Below are 12,421 nucleotides of genomic sequence, written 5' to 3'. Positions count from 1 at the left end.
CGCGGGTCAGACGGTGCCGCAGGAGTTCGGCGCCGGCACCCCGTGCACCCGGTCCATGAGATAGCGCGCGTTGGTGGCGCGTTCGGCCAGCATCGGCAGGGCGTGGTCGATCACCAGGCCCGGCGCCACAGCGGGGATCTCGGCGGTGCGCAGCTCGACGGTGGTGCCCTGGGCGCACCAGTCGCGGACCAGGTCGACCGCGGTGTGGTGCGGGACCACGTCGTCGTTCCGCCCGATCAGGACCAGCGCGGGGACCGTGGGGGCCACCCGGCCGAGGTTGTAGCTCTCCAGTACCCGCAGGATCTCCGGCTCGGATCGGGCGGCGTCGGCAAGCGAGTTGCCGCTCACGGTGAACTCGCTGGTGCGACGAAGTCCGTACGCGAAGGCGGTCTCGGCGACACACTGCGTCGAGGTCACCTCGAGCATGCGGCGGCCCTCGTCGTTGAGCTGGCGGTCGAACGCAGGGCGCAGATCGGGGTGCACCTGCAGGATCCCGTTGATGGCGTAGCCGACGGCTCCGGTGAGGACGCCGCCGTCGACGCGGTCGAGGGTGCCGAGCATGTCCGAGGGCGGGGCTCCGGCCGCCACGCCCACCAGGTTGAGGTCCGGCGCGTACTCCCGGTGCATCTCGCCGGCGGCCGCCGCCGCGCCACCGCCCTGGGAGTACCCGCTCACCACCGTGGGGGAGTCGGGGGCGAGATCCGTTCCGGGCAGCCGCACGGCGGCGCGGGCGGCGTCCAGGGCCGAGCGGCCCTGGGAGTCGCGGTTGACGTAGGGATGGTGGCCCGGGGTGCCCAGACCCTCGTAGTCGGTGACGACGACGGCGAAGCCCTCGGCGAGCATCGAGTAGGCGTCGATCAGCGAGTACCCGGCGGCCATGGAGATCGGGGCCGTCCCGACGCCGAGCCCCACCTCCATGGACTTCGAGGGCGCACACTGGTCCCCCTGTCCCTGTGTGCCGGGCGTGACCACGGCGAGCGGGCGCGGGCCGGGTCCGCTCCACGGGGCCCGGGGTTGGAGGTAGGTGCCGGTGACGGCGACGGGCCCACCCGCCGCACCGGTCGAGCGGTACATGATCCGCTGGGCGTCGGCGGTGAGAGTGCCGCCCGCGACGAGATCCGGAACGCTCGGCGTGATGGTCATGGGTTCACTGCGGATGACGGTGCCGGGCACCGCGGGTAGATCCGCCGGCGGGCTGTAGAACGCCGTCTGGTCGGGTGCGTTGGAGGAGCCCTGGCCGCCCGCCACGGGCTGCGCTCCGGCCACCGGCACCGGGCCGATGACCAGCACCGGCGCCAGGGCCGCCGCCAGTCCGATCGCGAGCGCCCCGGCCAGGGTGGCCACGCCGCGGGTCGAGGTCCGGTCGGATGACGGTGATCTCACATGGTCTCCAGGGGTGTCGGCGCCGCGGGGACTACTGGGGCGCGTCCTGCGTCACACGGAACTATAACCGGTGTCTGTTCTAGTCGTGGTCCAGGTCACAGGCGGGGAGCGCCTCGCGGGTTCGGTTCAACGGGAATGAATCGGTGGCCGGTGCCCGTGCTCATTGCTACGGTGGCGCCGTGCAGAACGACGTGTTGATGTGCTGGCGGAGCGACCCCGAGTGGATCCGCGCCGCCCATGCCGCCTCGGCGTAGCAGGCGCCTCACGGGCCCACCGGGAACGGGTGGGCCGAACGACAGTCGGGCAGGCGGACCACTCAGGGCCACGGGCCATCGCCGAACACACACCGCGGCCGAGTCAGGCCGAGCCCGACCTGATCGAGGAGAACGACCAGGTGACCGCTAGCCCCCGCACCATCCACCTTCCCCTGTCGGAGTCGGATGTCCTGGTGAGCGCCCGCTCGCTGGACGAGTACACGGACATGTTCGAGCTGGATGCCGCGGACCTGGGCGGCCGGATCGTCGACTGCCCGGGCGGAGCGGCCAGCGCCGTCGCGGAGATCTGCGCCGCGGGTGGCGACGCGGTCGCGGTGGATCCGCAATACGCGCTCGGTGGTCGTGATCTGAGGGAACGGGTCCTGGCGGATCTGGATCGGTCGCTCCACCACTTCCACTCCCGGGATCTCGAGTACGACTGGGACGTCCGGGGAGGGGTCGTCGGTCACGAATCCGTCCGCCGGGCCGCGGCCGAGTCGATGCTCGCCGACCTCGAGGCCGCTCCCGGCCGGTACATCGCCGGGGCGCTGCCCGACCTGCCTCTGGCCTCCGACTCCGCGGACCTCGTCCTGTGCTCCCACCTGCTGTTCACCTACGCGGACCGGATGAGCACGGCCGACCATGTCGACGCGATCGTCGAGATGGCGCGGGTGGCGCCGGAGGTCCGCATCTACCCGCTGGTCGACCATTCGGGTAACCCCCTGCCCGAACTGGTCCGCAGCGTGATCGCCAAGCTGAAGAAGGAGCGGTTGACCAGCCGCATCGAACCGGTCGTCCGGCCGTTCCAGCTCGCGGCCACCACGAGGTTGGTGGTCGAGCGCATGACCCACCGGCGACCGTGATGCGACAGTCGGGGCTCAGCCGGGCGTGAGGCGCAGGACCTGTTGTCCGGTGAACGGGGAGGCCTCCAAGCTGGTGAGCAGCGGCTGGGGCCCGCCCACCTCCAAGGCCTGACCGGGCTGGAAGATGGTCCCCGAGCCCAGCGTGTACGCGACCAGGTCACACATCTGCCCGTAGAGGGCGCCGGGAGGCCCGGGGACGTCGAGCCGCTCGAGGTCGAGCCGACCGAAACGCCCGAGTCCGGTGGTGTACACGCACGACGTGGTCTCGGATTGCATACCCGCGCGCACTCCGACGAGCGCCGGGACGGGGAGCGGATTGCCGGCGACGAGATCGCGGTAGGGGCCGGCGGGAAGGGTGGTGGCCGCGCCGCCGATGCTCACCGCGATCGCACCGGGGAGCGCGGTCAGCGCGGCGGTCACCGTGGCCACCGCGAGTTCGCACCGGAGCGTGTCGAGCCTGGGGTCCAGGTACTCGGGCTCGGCCGGCTCGCCGTCGTCCCCCACCGGTCCGAGACGGAAGGCGGCCACGACGACCTGCGACCGGTGTGAGTCCACCACACCCTGACCGCCGTTCCAGATGGCCAGGTTCTCGGTGTACCGGGACGCCTCGCCGTCGGCCACGGGCAGGTCGAGCGGGGTCACGACCACCGTGACGTCCTCGACGGACACGGCGGTCGCGGGGTCCTCGTCCGTTCCCGGATCGACGTCGTAGGAACCCTCGAAGATCTCGGCGAGCAGCTCGGTGACGTCGCGGTGGCCGGGCGCGGGGTGGTCGAGCAGGACGATCGCGACCGGGGTGCTCTTCCAGGACAGGTCCTCGCCGGTCTGTGGGTCCACCGCGCCCCCGGCCCCGGCCCCGGCCCCGTCTCCGCTCTGGTGGTCGGAGCGCGTGTCGGCGGCGGGCTGGTCGGACTGCGGCGACTCGCTCATGTCCCCGAGGCTAGCGGGTCAGTTGAGTAGGAAGTCGATCACCAGGCGCTCGAACTTGTCCTTCTGCTCGATCATCGCCCAGTGGCCGCAGCGTGAGAACGCGTGGAGCTCGGCGCGGGGGAGCTGCCGGAACGCGAAATGAGCCTGCTCGTAGGGCAGCATGCGGTCGTCGCGGCCCCAGATGAGCAGGGTCTCCTGGCGGATCTGGGAGGCCCGGGCGTACAGCGGGGTGTAGGCGTTCTCGGGCTTGAGGATCGAGCCGAAGATGGCGTACATCCGCTCGACCGCGCCGGGGGCGGTCGCCGCCTCGGTCCTGGTCCGGATGAGCTCGTCGGACACGACCTTCTTGTTGCCCACCATCGTGTCCACCCAGGCGGCCATGGACTCGTCGGAGGGCGAGGCGAGGAAGTCGAACAGGCGCCGGGAGCCCTCACTGGGTTCGGGGGTGAACAGCGGCGCCGCCAGGCCGCCCGGGCCCATGAGCGCCATCTTGCGGACGCGGCCGGGGTAGGCCAGCGCGGTCTCGCAGGCCACGTTGCCGCCCATCGAGTTGCCGATGATGTCGACCTTCTCGATCCCCTTGGCCTCGCAGAAAGCGTCGATCGCCTCGGCGGCGATCAGGGGATAGGCCTTCTCCCAGTCGAGGTCCGAGCTCTTCCCGAAACCGGGCATGTCGAGCAGGATCGTGTGGAATCGCTCGGCGAAGACCGGGAGGTTGCCCGCGAAGTTGGACCAGGCGGTGACGCCCGGGCCGGAGCCGTGGAGGAAGAGCACGGGCACGGCGCTCTCGGGCTCCGCGACACTCTGCTCTCCCGCCTCGTGGAAGTGCAGCTCGAAGCGGCCGGCGGTGAGGGTCTTGCTGGTGGACTCGAAGTCGAGGGCGCTCATGGGGGCCACGATACTGGAACAGGTTCTAGAACCGGCCGCCTCGCGGGAAATGGGGCCCGGTCGGGGATGGGCCGGAGATCGGCCGGAGATAAGTCAGCCGCGCGGGGAGTCCCAGAACATCCCCGCGCGGCGATGGCGAGGACTTTACTCGGAAATTCTCATGTGACAAGTAGATAACGATTGTGGTGTCGGTCACATCGTTGACGCGACCTCGACCGACCGCTGCCGCGCACGATGGCCGGCCACATGTTGACGGCGTGTCCAGATTCCGCTCGGCCGTCAGCGCATCACCCGATTCAGGAACGCGGTGGCGTCCGGAGTCGCCGCGTAGACCGTCCCGCTGTGGTCCCTGTCCGGATAGACGTGGAGTTCGAGCGGTTGGCGGTTCAGCGTCATCTCCGCCGCGAGCGACAGCGCGGAGGGTGCGGGCACGTCCAGGTCGAGCAGACCCTGGCCCAGGAAGACCGGGCGGTCGTATCCGGTGGCCGGGGTCCCCATGTACCGCTGGAGAAGTCCGAAGACGTCCGGGATGTCCCTGACCGGTCTGGTCAGGGCCTGGGATATCTGGAAATCGCCCACCGCGGCCCGCATGTCCTCGTAGCAGAGGTGTTCGGCGGCGTCGACCATCTCGCGGCCGCGAGGGGTGAGGAAGTCATCGAGGCCGACCTCGGGGTGCTGGTCCCGGAGGCCGGCGAGGATGTAGAGGGCGTAGAGGTTCAGGCCCGTGGGCAGCGACACCGGAGGGAAGCCGGGCCCGCCCCACTGGAAGAGGTGCTCGAGGTTGGCCGGGGCACCCGTGGCCACGACGCCCCGGTAGTCCAGCCCCGACGGCGTGCCCAGTTCGGTGGCCCGGGTGGCGGTGACCAGGGCGGCGCCTGCTCCCTGCGACTGGCCCACCGCGGCCCACGTCGGGGAGAGCGGGAGGCCGTCTGCGCGTGCGGCGATCACCGCGTCGACGATCCCGCGGGCCGCGACCTGCCCGTTGAGGTAGCTGAGCAGGCCCGGCGTCCCGAGCCCCACGTAGTCGGCCGCCACGACCGCGTACCCCTGCCGCAGCCAGTGGCCGAGGTACTCGGCGTCGCGCTCGGAGCGCGGGTGCGTAGAGGGGGCGCAGTCGTCGCCGAGACCGGTGGTCCCGTGTGCCCAGGCCACCACCGGCCACCCGCCCGGCGGGGGAGCCCCGTGCGGCAGGAACACCGCCGAGGTCGCGATCGCGGGGCTCCCGTGCTGGTTGATCGTGCCGTACGCCGAGCGCACCGCCCGCCCGGCCTCGGGTAGCGAGAGCGAGGGGTCCAGTGGCACGGTCGCGGAGGTGACGCCGGGCGCGGGGATCGGTCGGTCCCACTGGCGGGTGTCCAGGCCCGACCACCGCGGTGCTGGTTGGGCGGAGGTTGCCGGTGCGGCGCCGGCGGTGGGAGCGGTGAGGGAGGTGACGACGACGAGGGCGGCGACCGCTGCGGCCAGCGGACGGCGGGGGCGGGGGGCGAAGGGGCGCATAAGCGGAGACTAACCGCCGTGCTCAGTGGGTTTCCGTCTTCCGGTCCAATCCGAAATGCTCGCCCAACCGCGTCCCGGCTCTGCTTCCTGCGATCAGTAACGTGGGATCCGTGGCGCACAGAGGCATAGACATCCCCGACCTCACCGGCCAGACATGGCTCATCACGGGGGCGACCAGCGGAGTGGGCCTGGAGACCGCCCGCGCCGCGTCGGATCGCGGCGCGCGGGTGATCCTGGCGGTCCGTGACACCGGGCGGGGACGCGATGTCGCGACCGCGCTGCCGGGCCCGTCTCGGATCGTCGAGCTGGATCTGGCCTCGCTGGAGAGCGTGAGAAACGCCGCGGACGAGCTGAACGGGGCGGAGTCCGAACCGATCGACATGCTGGTCAACAACGCCGGTGCCATCACACCCCGTCGCCGCGAGACCACAGACGGATTAGAGATGCTGCTCGGCGTCAACGTGCTCGGACCGTTCCTCTTCACTAACCTCGTCCTCCCGAGTGTGCGGCGTCGTGTGGTGATCGTCGGGTCCAACGCCCACAAGGCCGGGACCTTCGATTTCGATGACCCGCACTTCGAGCGACGTCGGTGGACCCCCGCGGCGGCCTACGCCCAGTCCAAGCTCGGGGACATGCTGTGGGGGCTCGCGCTGGACCAGCGGTTGCGGGACGGACGCTCGGAGGCGGCGGCGCCGGGGGTGGACGTGCAGATCACGCACCCCGGCTGGGCGGCGACCGGCATCTCCAATGCCAGTGGTAACGCCGTGGTCGACCGAGTGATCACCGGCGTCTGCTCGGTGTTCGCGCAACCCGCGGACCAGGCGGCGCTCACCACGATGGCCGCCGCCACCCGGCCGCTCCCGCCGTGCAGCTACACCGGGCCGGACGGGCTGCGGAACCTCAGGGGGATGCCCACCCTCATCGGCCGGAGTGCCGAGGCCTCGGATCCGGAGATCGCCGAGCGGTTGTGGCGGTTCGCGGAGTCCTCGGTCGCCCGGGCCTGAGCGGAGGTCTCGGAACACCGGAGGTCTCGGCACCCCGGCGGTCTTGGCACCCCTCATCGTGGGGCCTGCTCAGCGGCCACGATGCCCGACGCCCACCCCGGTGCCGACCCGTGGTCCGGCGGGCCCAGTGCCGCCGCGTCGATCCCCGAGGTCTGCAGAAGCCAGGGGATCAGCGAGTTGGAGTTCCACATCTCGCCCGTTCCCGTCGCATCACGTCCCCAGGTATGCCGCGGGACTTCCGCGACACGCCCCAGCAGCGCGTCGGCCTCGACCGCGGACAGCGCGATCAGAGTGGGCGGCTGCGGTGCCCAGGCGAGATCCGGGATCCGGCCGTCGACCTGGCAGCGGACCTCGTACCGGAACAAGCGCGATCGGCCCAGCCAGTGCAGGCCGACGGGTCCGGTCGCCACGACCCCGTCCGACCCGCTGAGCGGCCCCCACGCCGGCGCCATCTCGATGGCACATCGGCCGTGCCCGGTGAACACCTCGAGCGCGACGTGGAACAGCGGCCGGCTGGGGCGGTGTTCGCGACGCGCGTGGAACTCCTCCCACCAGCGGCTGGTGTGGACCACCACGTGGCCGCCGGCTCCGACCGGCAGCCACCACAGCGCCACGCCCGTCTCCCTCACACCGTCCACTTCACGCCCCACCGCGCCGGGGCCGGCGCCACGGACGTGGGCGCGGGATCGCGCGGCGGGAAGCGCCACAGCAGGAGACCGGGAGCGAGCACGGCGATGCTCACGCCCAGGCCCGCCAGGTGGATCTCCACGTCAGGAACGTTAGTCGCCGGAGCACCACACCCACCGGCGTCGACGACATGATCAGCGCGCGCCGACGAAATCCACGATCAGTCGTGTGACCAGGTCGGGGCGCTCCACCTGGAGGAAATGGCCGGCGTCCGGCACGGTCTCCACCCTGCTCCCGTCAGGGAGAACGGACGCCGCGAGCGTGGCCCACTCCGCGAGCATGCACCCGTCGTCTCGTCCGTGCAGGTAGAGCATCGGGACGGTGGTGGGGCTCAATATCGCCCGCTGGACGGCGGCGCACTCCGGCGGCACCGTCCACGGACGCGCCGCGTGACGGTAATAGCGGAGGACCTCGGTGCGCCGGGGTTCGATCGCCGACCACGCCGCGTCGAGGTGGGGGCCGGCCTCGAGACCGGGCGACCACCGGCGCCACAGCAGGGGAACCACGGTGGGCAGTGACCGTTCCGCGAGCACCGGCAGCTGCTGGAAAGCGATGTACCAGCTCAGCCTCGCCTGCCTGAGCAGCCGGGCGACGGAGACGAGGATGCCACCCTCCCGCGACAAGAACGCGGCCGGCGGGGGCACGGCCATCGTCACGACGCGCCGATAGGGCTGGTCGGCGAGCCCGGCGACGGCGTGCGCGGCGACCGCACCCCAGTCGTGTCCGACGAGGACCGCCCGGTCATCACCGCCGAGCAATGCGTGCAACTCGATCGCGTCGTGGGCCAGGCTGCCGATGTGATACGACCCGTCTGTGGGAACGCCGGAGGGCGCATACCCCCGCGTGAACGGGGCGACCACCCGGTAGCCCGCGTCCACGAGTCCCGGGGCCACCCCCTGCCAGGAATGGGGCGAATCGGGGTATCCGTGCAGCAGGACCGCGAGGGGAGCGTTCTCGGGGCCCCAGGAGAGTGCGACGAGATTGACGTGGCGACCCGCGAGCCGGATGGTTCGGTGCTCCTCCATGGGTGCCCACCTTATTGCCCGCCGGGCCTCCCGACGCGGGTCCTGACGTATCCGGCACCGGCCTGCTACGTGAGGTGGTCGTGCTCGCCGTCGACCCACTCGGCGTAGCGCTCGGCCGAGCGCTGTACGGCGTCGCCGGCGTCATGGGGGACGCAGCCGCCGAAGTTCGCGTAGATCCGGTCGACGTCATAGCGCGAGACGTGGTCGGCGATGCGCCGGACCACCGCCCCGGACAGTGGCATCCAATTGGGGAACGAGCGCATGAACGTGACCCAGCGGGGATCGGCGACGGTGCCGATGGTGTCGCCGGTGAACAGCACCCCCCGGCCGTCGCGCGCGGTCCAGTGGACCACCGCGCTGCCCGGGAAGTGGCCCCCGGGTTGCGAGGCGCGGACACCGGGCAGGATCTCGATCTCGTCGCCCCGGTGACCTCCGCCCCAGACCACGGTGTTGCGGGGCCGAAGTCCCAGCCAGTGTTGGTCCGGGGCCGAGACGTAGACCGGGGCGTCGTCGAACGCCGCGGACCACAGGGACTGGACGCCGTACATGTGCGGATGGGAGGCGATGATGGCCGAGACCCCACCCCACCCGCGTACCGCGGTGACGGCCTCCTCGGTGATGTGGTTCGGCGCCTCGACCATCACGTTCCCGTGGTCCGTGCGGATGAGCGCCGGCTTCTGTCCGATCCCGGGACAGTCCCGGTGGACCAGGTTGATCACGTCCGCCTCGCGCTCGGCGAACTCGATCCGCCCGCCACGCGCCGAGGACTCCCCCGGGTGGGTCCAGCGTTGGCCGCCGGCCGGGACGTACTGCCGATCGTCGGCGCAGATCGGACACGTCTCGGGCAGGGGTTCGGCGCGCTCGACCCCGCAGGTGGCGCACTGCGTGACGGACCCCGCGGCGGCGGGGGTCATGAGATGTCGCCCTCCGTGGCCACGGAATGCCATTCAACGCCGACCAGCACCTCGAGGTCGCCGTTGACCGGACGCGCTTCGGGCTGGAGTGTCACGGCGTGCTCGAGCGCCTCCTGGGCGTTGTCGAACTCGCCCAGATCGATGGTGCGGTCCGGAGTGCGGAGGCGGAAAGTCGACATGTGCTCCAGTGTCCCCGTGCGGCCGCGAGGGTGCATCCGTCGTGCCCCCACTCGGCCGGACCCGCCGCCGTCACTGCCCGGAGACTCTTCCCGGGCGCCGACGACAGGAGCACAATGTGCAGCAGTGTCGCTGCCCGAGGAGGATTCATGATGTCGTCGTCGTCCCCGGTCCCGCCCCGGGACCAGCCGCACGGTCCGCCCCCCGGCTACCCCGACCTCGGCCCGGAGCCCCTGGTCGGCGTCCGCGTGTTCACCGCGCCCGCGGTGCCCACGGCGGTGGTCCGGGCGACGGCCGTGCCCATGGCCACCATCGCTGAGTTCTTCGATTCGGCGTTCGGCACGGCGTTTCCCGCGTTGTTCGCCGCAGGGGTGACGCCTGCCGCCGCCCCGTTCGCGTCGTACACCAGGATTACCGAGGAGCCGGAACCCCAGGCAGACCTGGAGATCGGATTCCCCCTGGCCGAGCCGCTGCCCGATGGGGTCGTCGCAGAGCCGGAGGGAGAGGGCGGGATGCGCGTGGTGGCATCCGAACTCCCAGCCGGGCAGGTCGCCGCGATGAGTTACCTCGGGTCCTACGACGGGCTGGGTGAGGCGTGGCAGGAGTTCATGGGTGAGATCGGCTCCCTGGGGCGAGCCCCGGGAACTCCGTTCTGGGAGGCGTACGTGACCGAACCGTCGCCGGACATCGATCCCGCGACCCTGCGCACCGACCTTTTCTGCCCGGTGCGCACGCCTGACGACGCGGCCTGATCGGCTCGGGGGCCCGTCTACTCCATGTCCTCGAGCGAGCGGCCGGTGGTCTCGGGGATGAACCTGGCCACGAACAGCAACGACAGCAGCGCCGACACCGCGTAGAAGCCGTAGGTGAACGTCAGGCTGAACTCGGCCATCGGCGGGAACGCGGTGGAGACCGCGAAGTTCGCCAACCACTGGGCGGCCGCGGCCAGACCGAGCGCCGCCGTGCGGATGCGGTTGTTGAACATCTCGCCGAGCAACACCCACACCGCGGGGCCCCAGGACATGCCGAAGAACACGACGAAGCCGTTGGCGGCGATCAGCGCGACGAGCCCCTGGGTGTCCCCGAGTTGGGGTGCGAGTTCGCCGTCGGCCCCCGGACCCATCGTGGCGGTGCTGAACATCAGGGCCATCACCGCGAGCGAGACGGTCATCCCCACAGACCCCGTCATGAGCAGTCTGCGGCGGCCGATCTTGTCGATCAGCGCGATGGCCACGATCGTCACGACGATGTTCGTCACCGAGGTGATGACGGTCTGGGTGAGCGCGTCCGCCTCGGTGAAGCCGACCGACTGCCACAGGGAGGTGGAGTAGTAGAAGATCACGTTGATGCCCACGGCCTGCTGGAAGACCGACAGGATGATGCCGATCCACACGATCGGCAGGAGGTTCCTTCCGCCCGGGGTGAGCATGTCCTGCCAGGACCGCTTCCTGTCTTCGCGGACCGTCGCCCGGATCTCGGTGATCCGGTTGTCGACGCCGCTGGACTGGATGGTGCGCAGCACGTCGCGCGCCTCGCTGACCAGACCCTTGGCCAGCAGATAGCGGGGGGACTCGGGGATCATGAGTGCCAGCACCCCGTAGGTGAGGGCGGGAACGAGTTCGGTGAGGAACATCCAGCGCCAGGCCTGGATCCCCATCCACAGCTCCTCGATCGCGCCGCCGGCCACGGACGCCAGCCAGGCATCGGAGAGCAGGGCCACGAAGATGCCGGAGACGATCGCGAGCTGTTGCAGGGAACCGAGGCGACCGCGGATCGAGGGCGGGGCCACCTCCGCGATGTACGCCGGCGCGATGACGGAGGCCGCCCCCACGCCCAGTCCACCGACCACCCGCCAGAGGATGAGATCCCACGGACCGAAGGCCAACCCTGACCCGAGTGCACTGGCGGTGAACAGCGCCGATGCCAGGACCATGACGCGGGTGCGTCCCCAGCGGTCGGCCAGACGGCCCGCGAGATACGCACCTACGATGCAGCCGAGTAGCGCCGAGGAGACCACGAACCCGGTGAGGCTGGCGTTCATCCCGAACGACTCCTGGACGGCGTCGACCGCGCCGTTGATGACCGCGGTGTCGAACCCGAACAGGAACCCGCCGAGGGCCGCGACCAGGGAGATGATCACCACCCGGCCGGTGTGGAAGGACTCCTCGTCCGAGCTCTTGGCCGAGATGTTCGGTGTGGACATGGCGTACCCCGTTCCCGGGCCGGATGGACGTCCAGTTCTCTGGTGAACGGAGCGTAGGCCCGCGACGGGTGTGGTGCAAGTCACACTTTTTTCACCTGTTGTGCGGTACCGATCCTCTCGACGAGAACACGTTCTAGGCTTTGGTGGTCTCGTCGTCACACCGAAAGGGCCATCGCCGTGAGTGCCTCCCCCGAGCAGATCCGTGCCACCGCAGACTCGTACATCGCCGCGCTCGTCGCGGGCGACCTCGAGGCTGTACTCGACCTCTACGCCGAGAACGCCACGGTCGAGGATCCGGTCGGCAACGGCACGGTGCACGAGGGAAAGGCGGCCATCCGCGAGTTCTACTCGTCCGTGGTGGCCCTGAAGATCGAGGGCGAGGTGATCGAGGCGCGGGTGTGTGGGGACGATCTGCTGTTCAACTTCGAGATCACCACCCACTTCGACGAGAACTCCAAAGCCACGATCAACGTCTGGGACCTGATGACCCACGACGAGCAGGGCAAGGTCGCCTCGATGCGCGCCTACTGGACCCCGGAGAACATGCGCTGAGCTGAGGCGGGGTGAGGCGGGCGTCGCCTGCTCGATCCGGCGAG

Annotated in this window: 14 protein-coding genes; 4 read left to right on the top strand and 10 right to left on the bottom strand. The window is 70.6% G+C overall.

The genetic code is table 11. The annotated features are described in order from the left end of the window. Positions 1-6 precede the first annotated feature (6 nt). Positions 7-1,383, bottom strand: a complete 1,377-nt coding sequence (locus CEY15_RS13635; RefSeq protein ID WP_095718914.1) for a lipase family protein — start codon at positions 1,381-1,383, stop codon at positions 7-9. Positions 1,384-1,777: 394 nt separating this feature from the next. On the opposite strand from CEY15_RS13635, the gene CEY15_RS13630 reads away from it, so the two are divergent. Further along, positions 1,778-2,500 carry a hypothetical protein gene (locus CEY15_RS13630; RefSeq protein ID WP_052308359.1) on the top strand — a complete coding sequence of 241 codons (723 nt, stop codon included), beginning with the start codon at positions 1,778-1,780 and terminating at the stop codon, positions 2,498-2,500. A gap of 15 nt (positions 2,501-2,515) precedes the next feature. Here the strand turns inward: CEY15_RS13630 and CEY15_RS13625 are convergent, their stop codons facing one another. The 3 genes from CEY15_RS13625 to CEY15_RS13615 form a co-directional block, all read right to left on the bottom strand. Beyond that, entirely contained in the window at positions 2,516-3,430 is a 915-nt protein-coding gene (locus CEY15_RS13625) for a hypothetical protein (protein ID WP_095718912.1), read from the bottom strand. 18 nt (positions 3,431-3,448) lie between these two features. Further along, complete coding sequence (locus tag CEY15_RS13620; RefSeq protein WP_017835191.1) at positions 3,449-4,318, bottom strand: alpha/beta fold hydrolase; 870 nt, start codon at positions 4,316-4,318, stop codon at positions 3,449-3,451. 279 nt (positions 4,319-4,597) lie between these two features. After that, a complete protein-coding gene (locus tag CEY15_RS13615; RefSeq protein WP_095718911.1) occupies positions 4,598-5,815 on the bottom strand; it encodes an alpha/beta hydrolase family protein in 1,218 nt (405 codons plus the stop codon). 110 nt (positions 5,816-5,925) lie between these two features. Here CEY15_RS13615 and CEY15_RS13610 point away from each other — a divergent pair, with 110 nt between their 5' ends. After that, complete coding sequence (locus tag CEY15_RS13610) at positions 5,926-6,819, top strand: SDR family NAD(P)-dependent oxidoreductase (RefSeq protein WP_095718910.1); 894 nt, start codon at positions 5,926-5,928, stop codon at positions 6,817-6,819. A gap of 53 nt (positions 6,820-6,872) precedes the next feature. On the opposite strand, the gene CEY15_RS13605 is transcribed toward CEY15_RS13610, so the two are convergent. The 5 genes from CEY15_RS13605 to CEY15_RS13590 form a co-directional block, all read right to left on the bottom strand. Beyond that, positions 6,873-7,448 carry a hypothetical protein gene (locus CEY15_RS13605; RefSeq protein ID WP_095718937.1) on the bottom strand — a complete coding sequence of 192 codons (576 nt, stop codon included), beginning with the start codon at positions 7,446-7,448 and terminating at the stop codon, positions 6,873-6,875. Next, positions 7,445-7,588, bottom strand: a complete 144-nt coding sequence (locus CEY15_RS18510; RefSeq protein ID WP_017835195.1) for a hypothetical protein — start codon at positions 7,586-7,588, stop codon at positions 7,445-7,447. Before CEY15_RS18510 ends, CEY15_RS13605 begins: the two co-directional genes overlap by 4 nt. Positions 7,589-7,640: 52 nt before the next feature. Next, positions 7,641-8,531, bottom strand: coding sequence for an alpha/beta fold hydrolase (locus CEY15_RS13600; protein WP_095718909.1), 891 nt, complete (start codon positions 8,529-8,531; stop codon positions 7,641-7,643). A 65-nt stretch (positions 8,532-8,596) separates the two neighbouring features. Next, on the bottom strand, positions 8,597-9,445 hold the full coding sequence (locus CEY15_RS13595) for a hydrolase (protein ID WP_017835197.1): 849 nt from the start codon (positions 9,443-9,445) through the stop codon (positions 8,597-8,599). Beyond that, on the bottom strand, positions 9,442-9,624 hold the full coding sequence (locus CEY15_RS13590; protein ID WP_017835198.1) for a hypothetical protein: 183 nt from the start codon (positions 9,622-9,624) through the stop codon (positions 9,442-9,444). Before CEY15_RS13590 ends, CEY15_RS13595 begins: the two co-directional genes overlap by 4 nt. A gap of 147 nt (positions 9,625-9,771) precedes the next feature. Here CEY15_RS13590 and CEY15_RS13585 point away from each other — a divergent pair, with 147 nt between their 5' ends. Further along, positions 9,772-10,374 carry a GyrI-like domain-containing protein gene (locus CEY15_RS13585; RefSeq protein ID WP_095718908.1) on the top strand — a complete coding sequence of 201 codons (603 nt, stop codon included), beginning with the start codon at positions 9,772-9,774 and terminating at the stop codon, positions 10,372-10,374. 17 nt (positions 10,375-10,391) lie between these two features. Here CEY15_RS13585 and CEY15_RS13580 read toward each other — a convergent pair whose 3' ends face one another. Further along, positions 10,392-11,825, bottom strand: a complete 1,434-nt coding sequence (locus tag CEY15_RS13580; protein ID WP_095718907.1) for a sugar porter family MFS transporter — start codon at positions 11,823-11,825, stop codon at positions 10,392-10,394. A gap of 177 nt (positions 11,826-12,002) precedes the next feature. Between CEY15_RS13580 and CEY15_RS13575 the strand changes: the two genes are divergently transcribed. After that, entirely contained in the window at positions 12,003-12,377 is a 375-nt protein-coding gene (locus CEY15_RS13575) for an SgcJ/EcaC family oxidoreductase (RefSeq protein ID WP_017835201.1), read from the top strand. The last annotated feature ends 44 nt before the right edge of the window (positions 12,378-12,421 follow it).

This window comes from Dietzia natronolimnaea (assembly GCF_002289575.1).
GTDB lineage: Bacteria > Actinomycetota > Actinomycetes > Mycobacteriales > Mycobacteriaceae > Dietzia > Dietzia natronolimnaea_A.
The sequence above is the reverse complement of the archived record's forward strand: the minus strand, read 5'-3'. Positions and strand labels throughout refer to the sequence as shown.

Excerpts from the sequence above, each read along its gene's own strand:
- CEY15_RS13590 (WP_017835198.1), bottom strand. The coding sequence starts at position 9,624 with ATGTCGACTTTCCGCCTCCGCACTCCGGACCGCACCATCGATCTGGGC.
- CEY15_RS13620 (WP_017835191.1), bottom strand. The coding sequence starts at position 4,318 with ATGAGCGCCCTCGACTTCGAGTCCACCAGCAAGACCCTCACCGCCGGC.
- CEY15_RS13580 (WP_095718907.1), bottom strand. The coding sequence starts at position 11,825 with ATGTCCACACCGAACATCTCGGCCAAGAGCTCGGACGAGGAGTCCTTC.
- CEY15_RS13625 (WP_095718912.1), bottom strand. The coding sequence starts at position 3,430 with ATGAGCGAGTCGCCGCAGTCCGACCAGCCCGCCGCCGACACGCGCTCC.
- CEY15_RS13595 (WP_017835197.1), bottom strand. The coding sequence starts at position 9,445 with ATGACCCCCGCCGCCGCGGGGTCCGTCACGCAGTGCGCCACCTGCGGG.
- CEY15_RS13585 (WP_095718908.1), top strand. The coding sequence starts at position 9,772 with ATGATGTCGTCGTCGTCCCCGGTCCCGCCCCGGGACCAGCCGCACGGT.
- CEY15_RS13600 (WP_095718909.1), bottom strand. The coding sequence starts at position 8,531 with ATGGAGGAGCACCGAACCATCCGGCTCGCGGGTCGCCACGTCAATCTC.
- CEY15_RS13615 (WP_095718911.1), bottom strand. The coding sequence starts at position 5,815 with ATGCGCCCCTTCGCCCCCCGCCCCCGCCGTCCGCTGGCCGCAGCGGTC.